16 protein-coding genes are annotated in these 18,512 nt (G+C 70.1%); 2 read left to right on the top strand and 14 right to left on the bottom strand.

What is annotated here, in order from left to right:
- Window positions 1-76: 76 nt before the first annotated feature.
- Window positions 77-691 (top strand): TetR/AcrR family transcriptional regulator, encoded by a 615-nt coding sequence (locus CHC09_RS22005; protein WP_089295062.1) that lies wholly within the window; start codon window positions 77-79, stop codon window positions 689-691.
- A gap of 94 nt (window positions 692-785) precedes the next feature.
- Here the strand turns inward: CHC09_RS22005 and CHC09_RS22000 are convergent, their stop codons facing one another.
- The gene (locus CHC09_RS22000; RefSeq protein ID WP_089295061.1) at window positions 786-2,234 is read right to left on the bottom strand and encodes a cellulose binding domain-containing protein; all 1,449 of its coding nucleotides are present in this window, start codon (window positions 2,232-2,234) and stop codon (window positions 786-788) included.
- 113 nt (window positions 2,235-2,347) lie between these two features.
- Window positions 2,348-2,905 carry a TetR/AcrR family transcriptional regulator gene (locus CHC09_RS21995; protein WP_089295060.1) on the bottom strand — a complete coding sequence of 186 codons (558 nt, stop codon included), beginning with the start codon at window positions 2,903-2,905 and terminating at the stop codon, window positions 2,348-2,350.
- A 90-nt stretch (window positions 2,906-2,995) separates the two neighbouring features.
- On the opposite strand from CHC09_RS21995, the gene CHC09_RS21990 reads away from it, so the two are divergent.
- Window positions 2,996-3,757 (top strand): dienelactone hydrolase family protein, encoded by a 762-nt coding sequence (locus CHC09_RS21990; protein WP_089295059.1) that lies wholly within the window; start codon window positions 2,996-2,998, stop codon window positions 3,755-3,757.
- On the opposite strand, the gene CHC09_RS21985 is transcribed toward CHC09_RS21990, so the two are convergent.
- From CHC09_RS21985 to CHC09_RS21930, 12 genes are all read right to left on the bottom strand, one after another.
- A complete protein-coding gene (locus CHC09_RS21985; RefSeq protein ID WP_089295058.1) occupies window positions 3,754-4,104 on the bottom strand; it encodes a hypothetical protein in 351 nt (116 codons plus the stop codon). The two genes, CHC09_RS21990 and CHC09_RS21985, sit on opposite strands and share 4 nt — an antisense overlap.
- A gap of 73 nt (window positions 4,105-4,177) precedes the next feature.
- Window positions 4,178-5,806, bottom strand: coding sequence for a DUF2334 domain-containing protein (locus tag CHC09_RS21980; protein WP_089295057.1), 1,629 nt, complete (start codon window positions 5,804-5,806; stop codon window positions 4,178-4,180).
- Entirely contained in the window at window positions 5,806-6,999 is a 1,194-nt protein-coding gene (gene wecB / locus CHC09_RS21975; protein WP_089295056.1) for a non-hydrolyzing UDP-N-acetylglucosamine 2-epimerase, read from the bottom strand. The genes CHC09_RS21980 and wecB overlap by 1 nt, the downstream gene beginning before the upstream one ends.
- A 52-nt stretch (window positions 7,000-7,051) precedes the next feature.
- Window positions 7,052-8,383 carry a glycosyltransferase family 2 protein gene (locus tag CHC09_RS21970; RefSeq protein WP_089295055.1) on the bottom strand — a complete coding sequence of 444 codons (1,332 nt, stop codon included), beginning with the start codon at window positions 8,381-8,383 and terminating at the stop codon, window positions 7,052-7,054.
- Between the two features lie 299 nt (window positions 8,384-8,682).
- Complete coding sequence (locus tag CHC09_RS21965) at window positions 8,683-9,321, bottom strand: hypothetical protein (RefSeq protein WP_089295054.1); 639 nt, start codon at window positions 9,319-9,321, stop codon at window positions 8,683-8,685.
- A 99-nt stretch (window positions 9,322-9,420) separates the two neighbouring features.
- Window positions 9,421-10,047, bottom strand: a complete 627-nt coding sequence (locus CHC09_RS21960; RefSeq protein WP_089295053.1) for a GTP-binding protein — start codon at window positions 10,045-10,047, stop codon at window positions 9,421-9,423.
- Window positions 10,025-10,489, bottom strand: coding sequence for a DUF742 domain-containing protein (locus tag CHC09_RS21955; RefSeq protein ID WP_089295052.1), 465 nt, complete (start codon window positions 10,487-10,489; stop codon window positions 10,025-10,027). The genes CHC09_RS21960 and CHC09_RS21955 overlap by 23 nt, the downstream gene beginning before the upstream one ends.
- Window positions 10,486-10,932, bottom strand: a complete 447-nt coding sequence (locus CHC09_RS21950) for a roadblock/LC7 domain-containing protein (RefSeq protein ID WP_089295051.1) — start codon at window positions 10,930-10,932, stop codon at window positions 10,486-10,488. The genes CHC09_RS21955 and CHC09_RS21950 overlap by 4 nt, the downstream gene beginning before the upstream one ends.
- Entirely contained in the window at window positions 10,929-14,111 is a 3,183-nt protein-coding gene (locus CHC09_RS21945; RefSeq protein WP_089295050.1) for a sensor histidine kinase, read from the bottom strand. Before CHC09_RS21945 ends, CHC09_RS21950 begins: the two co-directional genes overlap by 4 nt.
- Window positions 14,098-15,276, bottom strand: coding sequence for a hypothetical protein (locus CHC09_RS21940; protein WP_089295049.1), 1,179 nt, complete (start codon window positions 15,274-15,276; stop codon window positions 14,098-14,100). The genes CHC09_RS21945 and CHC09_RS21940 overlap by 14 nt, the downstream gene beginning before the upstream one ends.
- Before the next feature lie 440 nt (window positions 15,277-15,716).
- On the bottom strand, window positions 15,717-17,405 hold the full coding sequence (locus tag CHC09_RS21935; protein WP_089295048.1) for a DUF885 domain-containing protein: 1,689 nt from the start codon (window positions 17,403-17,405) through the stop codon (window positions 15,717-15,719).
- A gap of 43 nt (window positions 17,406-17,448) precedes the next feature.
- Window positions 17,449-18,507, bottom strand: coding sequence for a PHP domain-containing protein (locus tag CHC09_RS21930; RefSeq protein ID WP_089295047.1), 1,059 nt, complete (start codon window positions 18,505-18,507; stop codon window positions 17,449-17,451).
- Window positions 18,508-18,512: the final 5 nt, after the last annotated feature.

The following is an 18,512-nucleotide window of genomic DNA, read 5'->3' as shown; positions in this document are numbered from 1 at the left end:
CAACTATCTTTCGGGGGTTCCCGGTGCGCAAACTTTCCCGTCGGGAAGTGATACGCGTCGCCGGTACGCTCTGTGCATGAGCGAGGCTGCGGGGGACACGACGCCCGAACCCGGACTTCGGGAGCGGAAGAAGGCGGCGACCCGGCAGGCGCTGCACGAGGCGTCCCTGCGTCTGGCGTTCGAGCACGGGCCGGAGAAGGTCACGGTCGAGGCGATCGCGGACGAGGCGGGCGTCTCCCGGCGTACCTTCTCGAACTACTTCGCCAACAAGGAAGAGGCCCTCTTCTACGGCGACCTGCAGCGGATGCGGCTGCTGGCCGGCATCCTCCGGAAGCGGCCGGCGACGGAGTCGCCATGGGTCGCGCTCTGCGCGGCCGCCGAGATCTTCTACCGCCGGCTCGGCGTCGTCGACCCGGAGTGGGTCGCGCGCAGCCGGATGGTCCGCCGGCATCCATCGCTGGCCGCGGCGCAGGTGCAGACGTTCGCCGCGCTCGAACGCGAGATCTCCGCGGAACTCGCGGTCCGCCTGGGCCCGGCCGACCCCCTGGGGGTACGCAGTCAGTTGCTCGCCGCGACGTTCCTGACGGTCCTGCGGGTGTCGTTGAACGTGTGGCTGGAGCATCGCCCCGAGGTCAGCTTCTACGACCTGGCCCGCGAGTCGCTCGCCGAGACCGGGCGCGGCTTCGCCTGACCTTCCGGCAACCGACGAACCCGATCAGGGGTACGAAAAGGCGCGGTCCCCGGGGGTGTCCGCCCGGGAACCGCGCTTGTTCAGCGTGGCTTGCTCAGCCCTTGAAGCCGGCGAAGATCTTGGAGAACTCGAACGCGGTCTGGCTGATGTTCGTGCACTGGAAGAGCGCGCCCTGGCAGGCGTTCTTGTCCCGCTGCAGCTCCCAGAAGGAGACGAAGCCGAGGTGGTTCGTGTTGGCGAACGCGAGCAGGTCCCGGGCGTCGCTCTGGGTGAACGTGCCGTTGTCGTCGTTCTTGCCGATCATCGGGGTGACGCCGACCATCTTGAAGGCCGCCGCGTCGCTGTTGCCGTAGATCGACTTGATCTGGTCCTTCGTGGACTTGACCGCCTGGATCGCGAGGTCACCGTAGTCCTGGCCGGCGCGGCCGTAGTCCATCGCCATGATGTTGACCAGGTCCAGGTCGACGCCGGCGTTCTTGGCCGACTTGACCACGTTCAGGCCGTCCCCGGTCAGGCCCTCCGGCAGCACCGGCAGGGTCAGCGAGATCTTCAGGCCCGGGTTCGCCTTCTGCAGCGCGGCGAGCGCGGTCGAGCGGCGGGCGATCGAGGCGGTGTCGGCCGAGGCCGCGCCCTCGATGTCCAGGTCGATGTACTTCAGGTTGTACGCGTCGACGACGGCCTGGTACTCGGCCTGCAGCGCGCTGGTCGAGGTGCAGGCCTGGGCCAGCTCGACGCCGGTCGCACCGCCGAACGAGACCTTCACGTCACCGCCGGCCGCGCGGACCGCGCTGATCTGGTCGGCGAACTGCTTGGCCCGCGGGTCGAACGCGCCGAACCAGCTCGCCTTGCAGCCGGAGGCGGTGACAAAGGCCAGGCTGAACGACTTGACGTTGCCGCCGGCCGCGAGCGCCGAGAGCGTGCCGCCGTTGGAGAGGACGCCCATGTCGACGTACGGGGCGACCAGGACGCCGCTGGACGAGCCGTTCGAGCTGGTCGGGCTGGCGGTCGGCGACGCGGTCGGGGTCTTGGTGGCGGTCGCCGTGGGCGTGGCGGTCGCGGTCTTGGTGGGGGTCGCGGTGGGCGCCGTGGTCGCGGTCTTGGTGGGGACCGCGGTGGGTGCCGTGGTCGCGGCACCGCCGGTGCACGACGCGCCGTTGATCGCGCAGCTCGTCGGGTCACCCTGGCCGGCGACCACGAAGCCGAAGGTGACCGACCCGCCGGCCGGGATGGTCGGGTTGTACGAGGCGTTCTTCGCGGTCTCGATGTTGCCGTTGGTGGTGACCGTGGCGTCCCACGCGCTGCCCAGCTTGGCGGTCGCCGGCAGGCCGAAGACCAGCTGCCAGCCGTTCACCGCGGTGCCGGTGTTGTTCGTGATCGTGTAGTGCGCCTGGTACCCGGTGCCCCAGTCGCTCTCCTTGACGAAGCTGGCGGTGAGGCTGCCCGCGCTGCTCGTGGTGGCGGCGAGCGCCGCGCCGATGCCGCCGCCGACCGCGAGGACTGCGGCCGTGGAGTAGATGGCGAGTCGCAGACGGGTGCGTTGCATGGACGACTCCGATCAAGGGGGATGCTGACGGAGAAGATTCTTTGTCCAAGCCGTCTTAAGGGTCTCCGGCAGCTGCCTTAAACATCCTTAAAAGCCGCACCGTGACCGGCCGGTCACCGGGTCGCGAGACCGCCGATGAGCAGGGACAACTGCCGGCGCCAGGCGTTCGGCTCGGTGGCGTGCCGGTTCACGCCGGCGTTCGCCATCATCACCAGCCACAGGTCGTGCCAGGTGAAGTCGGCGCGCAGCCGGCCGGCCCGCTGGGCCCGGGTCAGCACGTCCACCGCGCGCTGCTGAGCGGCGGTCCGCAGCGCGGAGAGCCGCTCGTCGTCGTCGAAGGCGCTGGTCACCAGCAGTTCGGCCAGGCCCCGGTCGGTGGCTTGCAGCTCGCAGACCCGGGTCAGGTAGCCGACGAAGGCGGCCCACGGGTCCGGGTGCTCACAGGCCTGGTCGGCGAGGCGGACCGCGGCGGTCATGTGGCTCGCGAAGACCTCGGCGATCAGGTGCCGGCGGCTGGGGAAACGGCGGTAGAGGGTGGCGTTGCCGACTCCGGCCCGGCGGGCGATCTCGTCCAGCGAAGCATCCAGCCCCTGTTCCGCGAAGACGTCGCGAGCGGCGGAGAGCAGGGCTGCTCGGTTGCGGCGGGCATCCGCGCGGAGCCGGGTGGCCATGCGCCACAGAATACGACGTTGGGGCGGGAAAGCCGCCAGGCGCGATGTTACGGTCGCGCGGATCATGACCAAGGTGCAGAGGATGCGGCGATGCAGCAGATCTCGATCGATGTTCCGGCCGCCGGCGGCCGGGCCGACGCGTACTTCGTCAAACCGGCCGGGCCGGGGCCGTACCCCGCGATCTTGATGTTCATGGACGCCTTCGGCGTCCGGCCGCGGCTGCGCGAGATGGCCGACCGGATCGCGGAGCGGGGGTACGCGGTCCTGCTGCCGAACCTGTTCTACCGCAGCCGCCGTGGCCCGCTGGTGGACCCGGCCGATCTTCTCGACGCCGAGCGGCGCGGTGCGGTGTTCGGGGAGGTGATGCCGCTGGTGCGGGCGCTCACCCCGGAGCTGCTGGTCGCCGATGTCCGTGCGTACCTGGACTTCCTCGGCGCGCAGGAGGGTGTCGCGCCCGGGCCGGCCGGGATCGTCGGGTACTGCATGGGCGGGCGGAACGGGCTGATCGCGATCTCCGCGCTGCCCGACCGGATCGCGGTGCTGGGCAGCTTCCACGCCGGCGGGGTGGTCCGCGAGGAAGCGCAGAGCCCGCATCTGGGGGTCGGTTCGATCACCGGTGAGGTCTACTTCGGGCACGCCGACAACGACGGGTCGATGACGCCGGAGAACATCGCGACGCTGGAGGCCGCGCTGGCCGGGGCCGGTGTCACGTACACGTCGGAGCTCTACGAGGGTGCGCCGCACGGGTTCACCATGTCCGACACGGCGGCGCACCACGCGGAGGGCGAGCGGCGGCATTGGGCGGCGCTGTTCGAGCTGCTGGAGCGGGCGCTGCCGACCCCGGCGCGCTAGTTCGCGTACAGGCCGGGGAAGTAGCGGTCGATCGCGGTGACGTCGTAGACGTGGCGGATCTCGGTGATCAGCCCGTCCTCGACGGCGAGGAACTCGACGAGCCGGGCGTTGCCGAACGGCGCCGTCAGGTCGTAGATCAGCGCCGCGCCGTCCAGGGCGTCCGTCCTGGACGTCATCTCGACCCGGTCGGCGAACGCGGCGATCCGGTGCAGCACCTGCAGCAGTTCCTCGTCGTCGACCGGGGCGTCCAGGTTCCACTCCACCTCGACGTGCGGGGTGAGCACCTTGCGGGCAGCGATCAGATCGTCCGAGGTCCAGGAGCGTACCCAGTAGTCCACGACGTCCATATGTCCTCTTGGTGAGTATATGCGAAGGCCGCCGCCCGATGGTCCGGGCGGCGGCCTCCTCGAAACGACAGGATCAGCCGTTGAGTATCGAGTCGGCGCTCACGAACGAGTAACCGGCCGACTTGATGCCGGTGACCAGGTTCTTCAGCTCGTCGGTGCCCAGATACGCGTGGTAGAAGCAGCTTGCCACGCCGTCCCGGACGACCAGGTTGCGCTGGGCCGACGCGACGATGTCGGCCGGCATCCGGACCGGGTGGTTGTTGAACGCCTCGAGCTCGACGTTGCCGATGTTCTCCGGGACCACCACCGAGCCGTACACGTCGCGCACCGGGTACGGGAAGAACTGACCGAACTGGCGCTTGTAGTCGTACTTGGCGCCGGTCAGCACGCCGGGGAAGTACAGGCCCCGGTCGTAGCGCTTGCCGAACAGCGATTCGACCGCCTGGTAGTCGGGCGCGCTGGCGGCGTAGTGCGGGAACTCGAAGATCTTCGGGGCGCCCAAGCCGGTGGCGGTGAAGATCTGTCTGGCGGCGAGCATCCGGGAGGTGGCCCAGGCCGCGGAGTCCTCGGCGACCGGGCCGTCGTAGATCACGGTGTCGCTCGAGTCGACGTGTGCCCGGTAGAACTCGAAGTCGTTCGCGCTGACCCCGTCGTACGGGTTCGCCACCGAGCCGTACTGGTGGGTGTACCCATGCATGATCAGCGTGCCGCCCTTGGCCTGCATGTACTTCAGCGCGGCCACCACCTTCGGCCGGTTCGCCAGGGTGTAGTCCTGCGCCTTGCCGTTGTTGTGCACACCCTTCGGGTCCCGGAACCGCGAGTAGACCGCGACGCTGAACGGCACCTTCTCCGCGGCCAGGTAGTCGGCGACCGCCCGGAGCTGCTCCGGGTCGGCGTCCGGCCCGACGTCCTCGATCCGGATCAGGGCGCGGTGCCGTTCGGTCGTCCCGCCGCCCAGCGAGTCGAAGAGCAGGTCGGCGAAGGCCAGGTAGCGGTCGTCGTGGGTGACGTAGGAGAACGGGATCTCGCCGATGTAGGTGAGGTTGCCGGACCGTACCGCCCACGGGAAGCTGGTGCCGTCGGCGCGGACCGCGGTGGCCAGCGTGGTGACCTTGGCGCTGTCGCTGATCGACAGGTTCATGATCCCGGACTTGTTGTCGCCGCTCCGGGTCAGCTTCCGGCCCTTGTAACCGACCTCGGTCACCTCGGCGAGGTCGAAAACGCCGCTGGCGAAGCCGTACCTGGCGGCGAAGCCGTCCTTGGCGGCCAGCTGCCAGATGTTGTCGTAGACCCAGGTCACCGACTTGGTCGTGGCCATCACGTCGGTCAGGAACGCGGCGGGCAGCGGCTCGTCGTACGTCGAGCCCAGGTAGATCACCGCGGTGTAGGCGGACAGATCGCCGGCCTTGTAACGGGCCACCGGCGCGGCGGTCCAGCTGCCGAAACGCGAGCTCAGGTTCGCGGTCTGGGTGGCGTAGACCTCGCCGAGCCATCCGTAGTCACCGGTGGTGTCGTACAGGACCAGGGTCTTGGCCGAGCCGGCTCCGGGACCGCCCTTGCCGGTTCTGGTCCCGGCGGTGCCGGTGGCCGGGGCGGTGGTCGCGGCGTCGGCCTGGAGGGTGCTGAGGCCGACCGCGGTGGCGACGGCGGCGGCGCTACCCCCGGCGAGCAGGGCGCGTCGGGTGACCTTCGAGGTGCGCATCAGGCGGCGGTTCCGATCTGGGTGGTGGGCCGCTGGGCCGGCTGGACGGGCATGGCCTCCGGGACGGGGGCGAGGCCCAGCAGGGCGGCGGTGGCCTGGGCGGTGCGGGCGGCTGCGCGGCCGTCGCCGTACGGGTTCCCGCCGGCGGTCATCGCGTTCCGGCGCGACTCGTCGTCCAGCAGCGCGGACGCCTCGGCGAGGATCACCTGGGGGTCGGAGCCGACCAGCTTGGCGCAGCCGGCGTGCAGCGACTCGACGCGCTCGGTGACATCGCGCAGCACCAGCGCCGGCACGCCGAACGAGGGCGCCTCCTCCTGGATGCCGCCCGAGTCGGTGAGGACCAGGTAGGCCTCGGAGAGCAGCCGGGCGAGGTCCGGGTACGGCAGCGGGTCGGTGACGGTGACCCGTTCCACGCCGGCCAGCGCGGCGTCCACCTGGGCGCGGACCGCCGGGTTGGGGTGGCTGGGCAGCACCACGTCGATGTCCGGGTACCGGGCGATCAGCTCCTTGACCGCGCCGAGGATCCGGTCCAGCGGCTCGCCCCACGACTCGCGGCGGTGCGCGGTGACCAGGATCAGGCGGTTGGTGCTGCTCGCACGGGCGGCGGCGACGGCGGGGTTCTCGTACGGCAGTCGCCGCGCGGCGATCGCCAGGGTCGCGTCCACCACGGTGTTGCCGGTGATCAGCACGTCGCTCGTGGCGATCTTCTCGTCCAGCAGGTTCATCGCGGCCAGCGAGGTGGGCGCCAGGTGCAGCGCGGCGACCTGGGCGACCAGGCGGCGGTTGGCCTCCTCGGGGAACGGCGACTCGAGGTCACCGGAGCGCAGACCGGCCTCCAGGTGCACGACCGGGATGCGGCGCCAGAACGCGGCGAGCGCACCGGCCAGGCTGGTGGTGGTGTCGCCCTGGACGATCACGGCGGCCGGGGTGCGTACCGACCAGAGCTCGTCGAGCTGCTGGATCATCGCGGTGAGCAGCTCGGCCTGGGTGCCGGTGAAGCGCTCCACGGTGAGGGTGATCTCCGGCTCCAGGTCGAACGCCGCCAGCGCCTGGCTGACCATGGTCGGGTGCTGGCCGCTGGCGAGCAGGACCGGGCGAAGCAGGCCGGCCTCGCGGAAGGCGAGGGCGACGGGGGCGAGCTTCACGGCTTCGGGGCGGGTGCCGCCGATCAGATGGACTTCGCGAAGGGACATGGGGGAGCCTTCCTTCACTTACGGGGGGAGAGGGTGGAGCGGGCCTGCGGGATCAGGCGGTCTGCAGGGCGAGCGGCTCTTCGACGAGGCGTTCGGTCTTGGCCCAGGAGTGCTTGCCGGTCAGCTGCCGGCCGAGCGCCCGATAGGTGGCGGCCATGCCGAGGAGCAGGAAGGCCGGGTAGGCCAGGGCGGCGAGCAGCATCCGGGGCAACGCCTCGTCGGCGCGCTTGGCCCGGTGCACGAGCACCCAGACCAGGCCGGGGAACATGGTGACGACCAGCCAGATGCCGAGGCTCTCGCCGAGCGCGAACCAGGTGGGCAGGATCGGCAGCGGGTGGCCGATCAACAGGCCGAGGGTGCCGACCGCGCCGGTCAGGGTGAGCAGGATGGTGACCACCGCGTTGGCCCACGGCGAGACCAGGTAGTGAAAGATCTCGACCAGCGCGGTACGGGCGATGTTGCCGGAGGCGAAGAGCGAGCCGAGGTAACGGGCGCACTGCAGGTTGCCCTGCGCCCACCGGGTGCGCTGCCGGGTGAGCCGGCGGATGTCGACCACCGCCTGCTGGGTCACCGAGGCGCGCGAGGTGTAGCGGATCGACATCCCCGAGAGGTGCATCCGCAGGCCCAGCTCCATGTCCTCGACCAGGCAGCTCGACCAGGGCGCGGTGCCCAGTGAGATCAGCGTGGAGAGCCGGCTGAACTGGCCGTTGCCGCCGAGGCCGACGGTGTCCAGCGCGTTGCGCATGTTCTGGCAGGCGTCCACGATCGCGCCGAACTCCAGGTCCTGCACGGCGCCGAGGAGCTTGTCGCGGTTGCGGATCCGGACCTGTGCCTGGACCGCGCCGACCTTGGTGTCGCCCATCAGCCGGGCGACCTCGACCAGGATGTTGTCGCTGCCCTGCCCGTCGCCGTCGATGATGCCGAGCACCACCCGTTCGGCCGGGACGCCTTCGCGCTCGGTGAGCCCGGCGATGAAGCGGTACGCCGCGTTCAGCGCCTCGCCCTTGCCCTGCCGGGCCTCGGGCAGCTCACGGCGCATGACGTGCAGGCGCGGGTGGCTGATCGCGGCGAGGACCTCGGGCGTACGGTCGTCCGACCCGTCGTCGACGACCAGGACCCGGGACAGCGTGCCGGCCGGGCCGCGCAGGCCGAGCGCCGCGGTGACCGTGTTGGCGACCACGGCCTCCTCGTTCAGCGCCGGCACGATGATCCAGAAGTGGTCGGGCCGGCCGCCGCCGCTGGCCAGCTTCCGGTTGACGACCGAGGCGCGGTGCGTGCCGACGTAGCGGATCGCGAACCAGACGAGGATGACGGTGGTGAGCGGCCAGGCCAGCAGGATCGCGTAGCCCGCGACCGCGATGAGCCAGCCGTCCGATACCGACATCGCTACCTCCGTCCCCGTCACCATTCGTGAGATTCCAGGAGCGAGGTCGGCCGCGCTCATGGACGTAATAGGACATTACGGAGCTACTTAGCGTGACTCAAAGGGCTGTCGTCCGGGCAGCGCCGCATATCGCCTGAAAGGCCCATGTCAGACATCTCAGACGTCCCGCGGTCGGCGAAAGCGGACGCGGGTGCACCGGTGCGGACGAGTGATCGACGATTGCGAAGCGCATGCGACCTGCTACGGAGAGTAGAAAAAGGCGGCCACCGTGAGGTGGCCGCCTTTCTCGTCCGTCGGGATCAGTCGTCCAGCAGGCTGGGGTTGTCGCGCAGCATCGCGGCCAGCCGTCGGGCGGCAATCTCGGTCTCCTCCGGGTGCCCGGCCTGGAACGGGACCGGGTTCGCCATCGCCTCCCAGGAACTGGCCGGCTCCGCGTGCGGCGGAGCGTACGCAGGCTCCGGTTGCCGCTGCGGCGGCACCGGAGGCGGTGCGTACGCGGCGGGCGGGGTCTGCGGCTGCGGAGTCACGAACGGCCGCTCGGCGGTGGGCGGCTCGGAGTAGTCGTAGTCCGTCGGCCCGAACCGGTCCTGGTCGTCGTGGCTGCCCCGGGGCGGCGGCTCCGGGTCGTCGACGACGTTGATTTCAAAATCGGCATGTATCCGCGCCGGCTCGGCGGCCGGCGCCGCGCCCACCGAATGGTCCGCTCTGACCTGTACGGTGCCGTCGGCGAATCCGAAATGCAGTATCACCGGATCGCCGGCGCCCTCGACCCCGACGGACACGCCCAGCTCGGGGTATCGGGTCATCACCCCGGCGATGGCCTCGACCAGCTCGGTCAAGGCCGGCGGGGTGGCCGGACTCTCCCCGGCCGCGGCACGCCGCCGCAGCTCGTCACGGCGGGCAAGCTTGTCGAGCGCGTCGTCCAGTCCGCCTCGCACGTCACCGTCCTTTTCTCGCACGGTCGCCCGGTAACCCACACTGTGCCCCCTCGCGGGCACGATTGTGAATACTGTGTACCGGGCGACCCGTCGCACACCCTACGACTTCATCTTTATCGCCTTGTCGAGAGCCTGGTCGAGAACGATGAGCAGTGCATCTCGGACAGAGGCGCGGAAGCGGGCGTCGTACGAGATGACCGGCACGTCCTCGCGAACCGCGAGCGCCCAGCGCACCTCGTCGAGGCTGTAAGCCATGTTGCCGTTGAACGTGTTGACGCCGACCACGAAGGGCAGGCCGAGCCGTTCAAAGTAGTCGACCGCCGGGTAGCAGTCGTCGATCCGGTTGGTGTCCACCACGACCAGGGCGCCGAGGGCACCCTTCACCAGGTCGTCCCACATGAAGGCGAACCGGGTCTGACCAGGCGTGCCGAAGATGTACAGCTTCAGCGTCTGGTCGATGGTCAGCACGCCGAAGTCCATCGCGATGGTGGTGGTGGTCTTCATCGTGGCTTGACCGGGGTTGTCGATGCCGACCGACTCCGAGGTCATCTCGGCCTCGGTGGTCAGCGGCGAGATCTCCGAGATGGCGCCGACGGTCGTCGTCTTACCCACCCCGAAGCCGCCGGCCACGATGATCTTTACCGGTACGGGCGCCTTCTTGGGCGCGGGCGCGCCCGGTATTCGCGCGGTACCGACGACGCGGTTAGCTGATGGATCGAAGTCCACGGATTACTCGCATGATGGTCTCGGGGTCAGGGGTGTCGTTGTCGATCACATGGACGTCCACCTGGCCGGCGGCGCGCAGGTCGCCGACGAGGATTTGGCAGACGCCCAGGTGCAGACGCAAGCGTGCGGAGATCTCGGCTATCGAAATCGGGCTCTCCTCCAGGAGAGACACGATCGCCCTGGTTTCCGGTGAAAGCCGGGACGGTGGTGCACCGAGCACCATCGTCACCTGAGTCTCCATACCGATGTCGGGGTCACTTCCATCGGTCCGCCCGGCCGTGATGACGAACGGGCGCAGAGTGTTGGTCTGTGCCGCGACCGGCGGCTGCTCCCCGGTGGGGGTGTAGCCGCCGGTCGAGTGCTTCGGACCGGATTGCAGGAACGGCCGGACTCCGGGGCGCGCCGGAGGTACCGGTTCGTCGGCGGGGTCCGGGTAGCTCATTGCTGGACGGCGTTCTTCAGTTCGGCGATCAGGCGCGGGCTCAGAGCGCCGCCGGCCCGGGTGGCGAAGAGCGTCATCTCGTACGCCAGGGTGCCCAGGTTGGCGGTGCGGTCGGCGATCACGCCGAGCACCGAGCCGGCGCTGATCGCGGTGACCAGCAGGTAGCCGTCGGCCATGTCGATGATGACCCGGTTCAGGGCACCCAGCCGGTACCAGCTCGCGGCGCCGCCGGCGAGGCTGGTGAGGCCGGAGACCACAGCCGCCAGCCGCTCGGCGTTGGGGCGGTCCTTGATCGCGGACATGGCCATCAGCAGACCGTCCGAGGAGACGGCGATGGCCTCGATCACGCCGGCGGTTCCCGACGTGAAGGAGTCCAGCAGCCAGTTGAAGGTTTTGGCTTCAGCGCTGAGCTGACTTTGCGCGGTGGGGTATGGGGAAGTCATCGCGGTTGTCCCTCGGGTTGTGGCTGAGTTTCATTCAGTGCGAGTGAGACGCCGTACTCGAACTGGTCCATCAAGGCTCGGGCCTGCTCCGGATCCATCACGCTCGGAGCGGGCGGAAGGATCGGCTGGTGCGGCTCGTCCCGGGGCAGGGTTGCTCCCGGCACGCGACGGGTCAGTCCCCCGCCACCGCCGTTCGGCGCCGGAGGTGCGGGCGGAGCCGGCGGGGCGGCGGCCGGAGCCGGGGCGTCCCACTGCTGCGACCGGGCCGGTTCGTTCCACTGCGGCGCGGCCTCCGGGGCCGGTGCCTGGGCCGGCACGTTCCATTGCGGTGCCGCCTCCGGAGTCGGAGCCGGCACGTTCCACTGCGGTGCGGGCATGTCCGGCAGCGAGGCCGGCATGCTCCACTGCCCGGCGGAGAAGTCCGGGGCGGGCAGCGAAGTGCTGGTCTCGTGCGCCCGGCTGACGCCGCTCTCGAACGCGTCGAAGGCGGCGCGAGCAGCCAGGGCGTCGTCCTGCGACGGTGCCGCGGCGTGCTGCTTCGGACCGCTGTCGGTCGGGAGCTGGCTGCCCGGCACCCGGCGGCGCAGCGGCTTGTTGCCACCGGCGGCCGGGTTGATCGTCGGCTCGGGAGCGGTCGGCTCAGGAGCGGAGGGCGAGTAGCCCGAGTTGCTGGCCGAAGCCATCGGCGCCTCCACGGCCGGAGCCGGGGTGTTCCAGGCCGGCTCGGCCGGCTGCGGGGTGTTCCAGTTGGACTCGGCCGGAGCCGACGGGTGCCAGCTGGTGTCGGCCGGCTGCGGGGTGTTCCAGCCCGGTCCGGCCGGCAGAGCGGGCTCGTTGCCCCAGGAAGACCGACCGGCGGCGGGCAGCTCGGGCATCGAGCCCGGGTTACGACCGGCGACCGGGATGCCGCTGTTGTAGCCGTACGTGGGTTCCGGCTCGCGGTACGGCGTGGCCGGCTCCTGGTACGCCACTCCCGGCGAGTACACCGGCTCGGCGTCGTAGACCGGCTGCCCGGCGTACGGGTCCTCGACGGCCGGCTGGGCAGGCGCCCCGCCGAACGCGTTCCACGAGGGGACCGACTCCAGCGTCCGGGTGGCCCGGCCGAGCGCCGCCGGGTCGAACGGCTGCTGGCTGCCCGGGACGGTGCGGACCGAGGTGCTGGCGATGGCCACCTCGGCGGTGTTGCCGCGCAGCGCGCCGCTGATCGGGGGCATCGACGGGGGCATCGGGACCTGCGGCACAGCCGGCGGCGCGATGACCTGCATACCGGCCGGGGCGAGGCTCTCCACCCGGGTGATCAGGTGCTGCGGGCTCAGGTCGACCCAGGCCGTGACACCGCCGTCCGGGGTGTCGGTCAGGGTGACCTCGATGCCGTGCCGGCGGGCCAGACGACCGACCACGAAGAGACCGAGCACCTCGGTGGGGGCCAGGTCCAGTCGCTCACGGCGGGTCAGTCGGGCGTTCTCCTCGGCCAGCCGCTCGGGCTTGAGGCCGAGGCCGTGGTCGATGATCGCGAGGCGGGCACCGCCGCGCAGCTCCTCGGCCGAGACCGTGACGTTGGTGTGCGGCGGGGAGAAGGTGGTGGAGTTCTCCAGCAGCTCCGCGAGGAGCAGCGTGAGGTCGGCCAGGATGGCCGGCACCACGACGATCTCCTCGGGGACGTCCACCTCGACACGGGTGTAGTCCTCGATCTCACCGAGGGCGAGACGGACGACGTCGGAGAGGGCCAGCGGAGCCATGTGCTCGTTCGCACCGGCGGCACCGGAGAGCACGACGAGCGCGGACGCGTTCCGGCGCAGACGGCTGGACATGTGGTCCAGTCGGTACAGCTCGCGGAGACGGTCGCTGTCGGTCTCCCGGCGCTCCAGACCGTCGATCAGGGTCAGCTGACGGCCGACCAGGTTCTGGGTACGCCGGCCGACGTGGCCGAACATCTGGGCGACGTTACGGCGGCCGAGCACCTGGCGTTCCACCAGCCGGGCGGCGGTGGTCTGCACCCGGTCGAACGCGCGGGCCAGGTCACCGATCTCGTCCTGGGCCTCGACGTCGACCGGGTCCAGGCGGATCGGGCGTACCTGGGCCTCACCCTCGTCGTCGGCCACGCGCTCGAGCTCGGCCTCGGCCGCTCGGGCGATGCGGTCGGCGGAGACGGTCAGACGCCGCAGCGGCCGGGCGACCGCGCGGGCCATGAAGATCGAGAGCGTGATCACCAGGAGGAGCAGGAGCAGCGCGCCACCACCGACGAACAGCGCCTGCTGAAGGGCGCTGGAGCGGTTGGCGGTAGCCGTGGTGTCCACGTCCTTCGCCACGCGCTTCTCGACGAAGCCACCGAGAACCATCGTGGACTGCAGCGACGGGAACAGCGTCCTGACCTTGAGGCTCTTCAGGGCCAGGGTCGGGTTCTTCGACAGCTGGTCGATGAACGCCGAACCCACCCGGAACTGGAACGCTTCCTGGGTGTTCTGGTAGAGCTTGTACTGCCCGTCGGTGAAGTACGGCTTCGACGACCGGATGGCCGACTGGAGCTGGCTGAGCGTCTGGGTGAACAGGCTCAGCTGCAGCGGCGCCGACGCCCGGATGTCCTTGTTCTTGGACTGGGCCAGCACTGCCGCGGTGGCCAGATAGCAGGACGCCTGCGAGATCATGTCGTCGGAGAGCATCGAGCGCTCCAGGGCGAACACCTGCTGACCGACGCCGGTGGTGAGGTCGGCGTGGCTGCTGAGCCCCAGACCGTCGATCATCGGCGTGATCACGTTGGTGAAGTCGGCGACCACCAGGGTCGGGTTCTTCGTCAGGCTCGGGTTCAGCAGGTTCTGCCGGGTGCTGTCCAGCTTGGTGGCCAGGATGACCGAGCGGCGCAGCGCCTTGGGCAGTTCGATGTCCTCGTCGGTGAGCAGCTCGGCGACCTTCGCGGCGGCCTCGGCACTCTGCGCCACCAGGGCCGGTTCGTCGACGATGCCCAGGGCGAAACCGACCGAGAGCAGGCGCTCCTCCTGGAGCTCCAGGACCGCCGAGCTGACCCGGGTGGCCAACTGGATGGTGTCCGAGGTGTCCTGCGCCTCGGACGCCGCCTCGACACGGTTGTAGATGATCGGGACCGTCAGGGCGAGAACACCCACCAGCGGTACGAGCACCAGCAGGGCAAGTTTGCCCAGGATGCGGAACTTACCGAACAGCACCGGAACGCTCCCGCCCGCCGCCGTAGTTGGGGATCTCGCCGTAGCTCGGGGCCTGGTCGTACGGGTTGTTGCCGTACGGGTTGGCCGGTGCGCTGCCGCCGGTGGCCCCCGCGGCCTGGACCGAGACGTCGCGGCGGTTCTCGCCCGGCTGCTCGGAGAGCGCGGCCTGCACCTGGCGGGCCCGGCCCCGGGTCCACAGGGTGGCGACGACGATCAGCGCGAACGCGACGCCGAACACGGCGAACGCCTCGATGCGCTTGTAGGTCAGGGTGTCCGACCGGTCGTCGAGCAGGCCGGCCATCTCCTTCAGCACCACGCCGCTCAGCGCGCTCAGCGCGGTCTGCAGGGTGGACTGCGCGGTCACCAGAACCGAGACGTCCGGCTTACCGGCGCCGAAGTTGGCGCCACGGTTCGCGGCCTCGATACCACGACGGAACGAGTCGAGGTTGCTCACCAGGTTGCCGCTGAGGGTGTCGCTGTTGGTGTCGTTGACCGCCTCCTGGAGGCCGTCGGTGAGGTCACCGACGACTTCCTGCACCTTCTGCACCTGGTAGGCGAACTGCAGCTTCAGCGGCTCCCGGGTCTTCGACGAGGCGGCGACGACCATGTTCGCGAGGTCGCTCATCCGGCTGACGGCGGTGACGGCGACCGGCGCCTGCTCGGCCACGACGTCCTGGAGGAACCAGATGTCGGCGTCGGGGTCACGGTTCAGCGTCGAGTTCTCCCGGACCGTGTCGAACAGCGCGAGGGTCAGGTCGGCGACCTCGACGTGAGCCGTGAAGATCTTGGCGGTGCCCTTGCCGATCGCCGGCAGCTTGGCGATCTTCGCCTTCAGGCCGGTCCAGCGGCTCGTGGTCTCGAGGCTCTTACCGAACTTGTCGTCGGCGATCTGCACGCGGGACACGGCCGCGGTCACCGAGGCGGGTTCCGCGGCGACGCCCTGCAGCGCCGCGGACTGCGACTCGGCGAGCGCAGAGATCAGCGGGACCAGGGCGTTGAGGTATTCGGTGCCGTCCTGCTCCAGCTGGACGTTGTCACGCTGCTTCGAGTTCTCTTGCAGGACCCGCAGGAGCAGGCCTGCGGCCGGCAGCAGGACGAGAACCGTCAGCAGCACCGCGAGGGCGGAGCGTAAACGGGTTCGCCGGCTGTTCACCGAGACTGACATTGCTTTCGTCCTCCGCCATGCACACACGCGATGGGCCATTGGGGGCTACTGAAAGTAGCCGAGCGGGCGCACCAATCCGGGTCAATCTATCCGAGAAATCCTCAAGTAACCCCTTTCCAAGGGTCAGAGTTCGCTCGGCTGATCGGGGGATACGCGGCACCGTCGACCACGCTGTACCCGCGTCGTCGGGGCGGTTGGGGGAGCCCCTGCCTGCGCAGGTTCTGTCAGCTGGGTGACAAGTGCCGGACAGATGGTATCCGGATAGCGGCTGAGACGTGAATATGAGTTCTACTTCGGATTCGTTACGTCTTGGGTGCGGTGCCATCCACGGATAGTGTGATAGCAATTACAGAAAGGCGCGATATTACTTTGAGTAACTGATCCAACACAAAAAAATGGGTCCCTCCGTCCCGATTTCGGTACGGAGAGACCCGAATGACTTAAATCCTGGCAAGCGCTTTTCGAAGCGGATCGAGACCGAGCGCCCCGAGGTCCAACGCCTCCCTGTGGAACGCCTTGAGGTCGAAATCACTGCCTTTGCGCTGCTTCGCCTCGTCCCGTGCCTGCAGCCAGATCCGTTCGCCGACCTTGTACGACGGAGCCTGCCCCGGCCAGCCCAGGTACCGCTTCCACTCGAAGCGCAGCACCTCCTCCGGCATCCGGCAGTGCGCCCGCAGGAACTCCCAGCCCAGCTCCGGTGTCCAGCGCTCACCCGGGTGGAAGCCGAACGGGTTGTCCCGCGGGATCTCCAGCTCCAGGTGCATGCCGATGTCGACGATCACCCGGCACGCGCGCAGCGCCTGGGCGTCGAGCATGCCCAGTCGGTCACCCGGGTCGGTCAGGTAGCCCAGTTCGTCCATCAGGCGTTCGGCGTACAGCGCCCAGCCCTCGCCGTGCCCGGAGCACCAGGCGAGCAGCCGCCGCCAGCGGTTCAGCGAGCCGGCCCGCAGCAGGGTCTGGCTGATCTGCAGATGGTGACCGGGCACACCCTCGTGGTAGACCGTGGTCACCTCGCGCCAGGTGGAGAACGTGTCCTGGCCCTCCGGCACGGCCCACCACATCCGCCCGGGACGGGAGAAGTCCTCGCTCGGGCCGGTGTAGTAGATGCCGCCGTCGCTGGTCGGGGTGAGGCAGCACTCGAGCTTCTGAGCCGGCGGCTCGATGTCGAAGTGGACGCCGTTGAGCTCGCTGATCGCCCGATCGGAGAGCGCCTGCATCCAGTCGCGGAAGCGCTCCTTGCCCAGGATGTTGCGGGCCGGGTCGGCGTCCAGCGTCGCGACCGCCTGATCCACCGTGGCGCCCGAGCCGGCGATCACCGCGGAGACCGCGGCCATCTCCCGCTCCAGGCGATGCAGCTCCTCGAAGCCCCAGAGGTACGTCTCCTGCTGGTCCACCTTCGCGCCGAGGAAGTACTGCGAGGCCAGCGCGTACCGCTCCGGCCCGGCCGCCTCCTTCTCCCGCCCCCGCGGGGCCAGCTCGTCCCGCAGGAAGCGGCCGAACTCCGCGGTCGCGGCGTTCGCCGCCTCGGCGCCCCGGCGCAGGTCGGCGGCGAGCGCGCCGGAAGCTCCGCTGCCGCCGGACCGGCCGATCCGGTCGGCCAGACCGTGGAAGAAGTCGTCCCGATCCGGGTCGGTCCACGCGTCGCACTGCTCGGCGACCGCCGCCAGCTGGGCCCGGGCGCTGACCACCCCCTGGTCGGCGCCCTCCACCAGGGTCCGGCGGTACTGCGCGAGCGCGACCGGGAAGTCGTTGAGCCGGGTGGCGATGTTGCGTACCGCCTGCTCCCCCTCGGTCGGCATCAGGTCGAGCGCCATGCGCAGCCCGTGCAGGCTGCTGGAGATCACGCTGACCTCGGCCGCGGCGAAGCCGGTGTCGAGCCGGGTCAGCTCCAGGCCGAGCCGCTCGAGCATCGCCTCCTTCGCGACCTGCTCGGACTCGTGCTCCGGCTCGATCACGTCGAGCTCGTTGACGGTACGGCGGATCAGCTCGGCCTGGGCGGCGAAGCCCTCCGGCGAGAGGTCATCGGTCCGGTCGTCGTGCCCCGCGATACCGGCGGAGGTGGCTCCGATCGGGTTCAGCTCGGCCCATTCATCAACGTATCGGTCGGCGAGTTCGTCAATTCGTCCCACGGCCCGACCCTATGGGATGACGTGCCCGATGAGCCGTTCGATTTCAGTCGTGCGACGCCGTCCACTCCCGCAGGCGATCAGCCGTCCAGGTGTTCACCACCCGATCGACCGGCACCCCGCACAGCGCCGCCCGCTCGCACCCGTTACCCAGCCAGTCCAGCTGCCCGGGCGCGTGTGCGTCGGTGTCGATGCTGAACCGGCAGCCGGCCTCGACCGCGACGGTCAGCATCCGCTTCGGCGGGTCGAGCCGGTCCGGCCGGGAGTTGATCTCCACGGCCTTGTCGTGCTCGACGCACGCGGCCAGCACTTTCTCCAGGTCGAACGTGCTGGGCGGGCGGGTCCGGGCGGTCCGGTGCGCGGCGTCGCCGGCCCCGGCCGCGGCGACCTTGCGCCCGGTCATGTGGCCGAGGATGTCCAGGTGCGGGTTGGCGATCGCGGCCAGCATCCGCCGGGTCATCTTCGTCGAGTCGTCACGCAGTTTGCTGTGCACCGAGCCGACCACCACGTCCAGCCGGGCCAGCAGCTCGTCCTCCTGGTCCAGGGAGCCGTCCTCCAGGATGTCCACCTCGATGCCGGTGAGGATCCGGAAGCCGTCGGGCAGCTGCTCGTTCAGTCGAGCCACGTGGTCGAGCTGGCGGCGCAGCCGGTCGGCGGTCAGGCCGTGGGCGACGGTCAGCCGCGGCGAGTGGTCGGTGAGCACGAACCACTCGTGGCCCACCTCGGCCGCGGCCAGCGCCATCTCCTCGATCGGCGACCCGCCGTCCGACCAGTCCGAGTGCACGTGACAGTCGCCGCGCAGCGCCTCCCGCAGCGCGGCCGCCGCGGCCGGCAGATCCGCGCCCTCGGTGCTGAGGAGCCGGCGCAGGTAGACCGGCTCCTCGCCGGCCAGCGACTCGGTTACGCAGCGGGCGGTCACCTCGCCGACCCCGGCCAGCTTCGCCAGCGTGCCGGCCGTGGCCCGCTCGACCAGCTCGTCACGCGGGGTCCCGGCCACCGTCGCGGCCGCCGACCGGAACGCCTTGACCCGGTACGTCGCCTCGTTCGCCCGCTCCAGCAGGAACGCGATGCGCCGCAGGTCGGCGACCGGGTCACGGGATGCCATACGCC

This window comes from Actinoplanes regularis (assembly GCF_900188005.1).
GTDB lineage: Bacteria > Actinomycetota > Actinomycetes > Mycobacteriales > Micromonosporaceae > Actinoplanes > Actinoplanes regularis.
Note: the sequence above shows the minus strand (reverse complement) of the source record. Positions and strands in the feature narration are given on the sequence as shown.

Bases quoted from the DNA above. Each gene is read 5' to 3' on its own strand.
- CHC09_RS21950 (WP_089295051.1), bottom strand. From the start codon at position 10,932: ATGACTTCCCCATACCCCACCGCGCAAAGTCAGCTCAGCGCTGAAGCC.
- wecB (WP_089295056.1), bottom strand. From the start codon at position 6,999: ATGTCCCTTCGCGAAGTCCATCTGATCGGCGGCACCCGCCCCGAAGCC.
- CHC09_RS21995 (WP_089295060.1), bottom strand. From the start codon at position 2,905: ATGGCCACCCGGCTCCGCGCGGATGCCCGCCGCAACCGAGCAGCCCTG.
- CHC09_RS21990 (WP_089295059.1), top strand. From the start codon at position 2,996: ATGCAGCAGATCTCGATCGATGTTCCGGCCGCCGGCGGCCGGGCCGAC.
- CHC09_RS22005 (WP_089295062.1), top strand. From the start codon at position 77: ATGAGCGAGGCTGCGGGGGACACGACGCCCGAACCCGGACTTCGGGAG.
- CHC09_RS22000 (WP_089295061.1), bottom strand. From the start codon at position 2,234: ATGCAACGCACCCGTCTGCGACTCGCCATCTACTCCACGGCCGCAGTC.
- CHC09_RS21985 (WP_089295058.1), bottom strand. From the start codon at position 4,104: ATGGACGTCGTGGACTACTGGGTACGCTCCTGGACCTCGGACGATCTG.
- CHC09_RS21940 (WP_089295049.1), bottom strand. From the start codon at position 15,276: ATGTCAGTCTCGGTGAACAGCCGGCGAACCCGTTTACGCTCCGCCCTC.
- CHC09_RS21955 (WP_089295052.1), bottom strand. From the start codon at position 10,489: ATGAGCTACCCGGACCCCGCCGACGAACCGGTACCTCCGGCGCGCCCC.
- CHC09_RS21980 (WP_089295057.1), bottom strand. From the start codon at position 5,806: ATGCGCACCTCGAAGGTCACCCGACGCGCCCTGCTCGCCGGGGGTAGC.
- CHC09_RS21970 (WP_089295055.1), bottom strand. From the start codon at position 8,383: ATGTCGGTATCGGACGGCTGGCTCATCGCGGTCGCGGGCTACGCGATC.
- CHC09_RS21930 (WP_089295047.1), bottom strand. From the start codon at position 18,507: ATGGCATCCCGTGACCCGGTCGCCGACCTGCGGCGCATCGCGTTCCTG.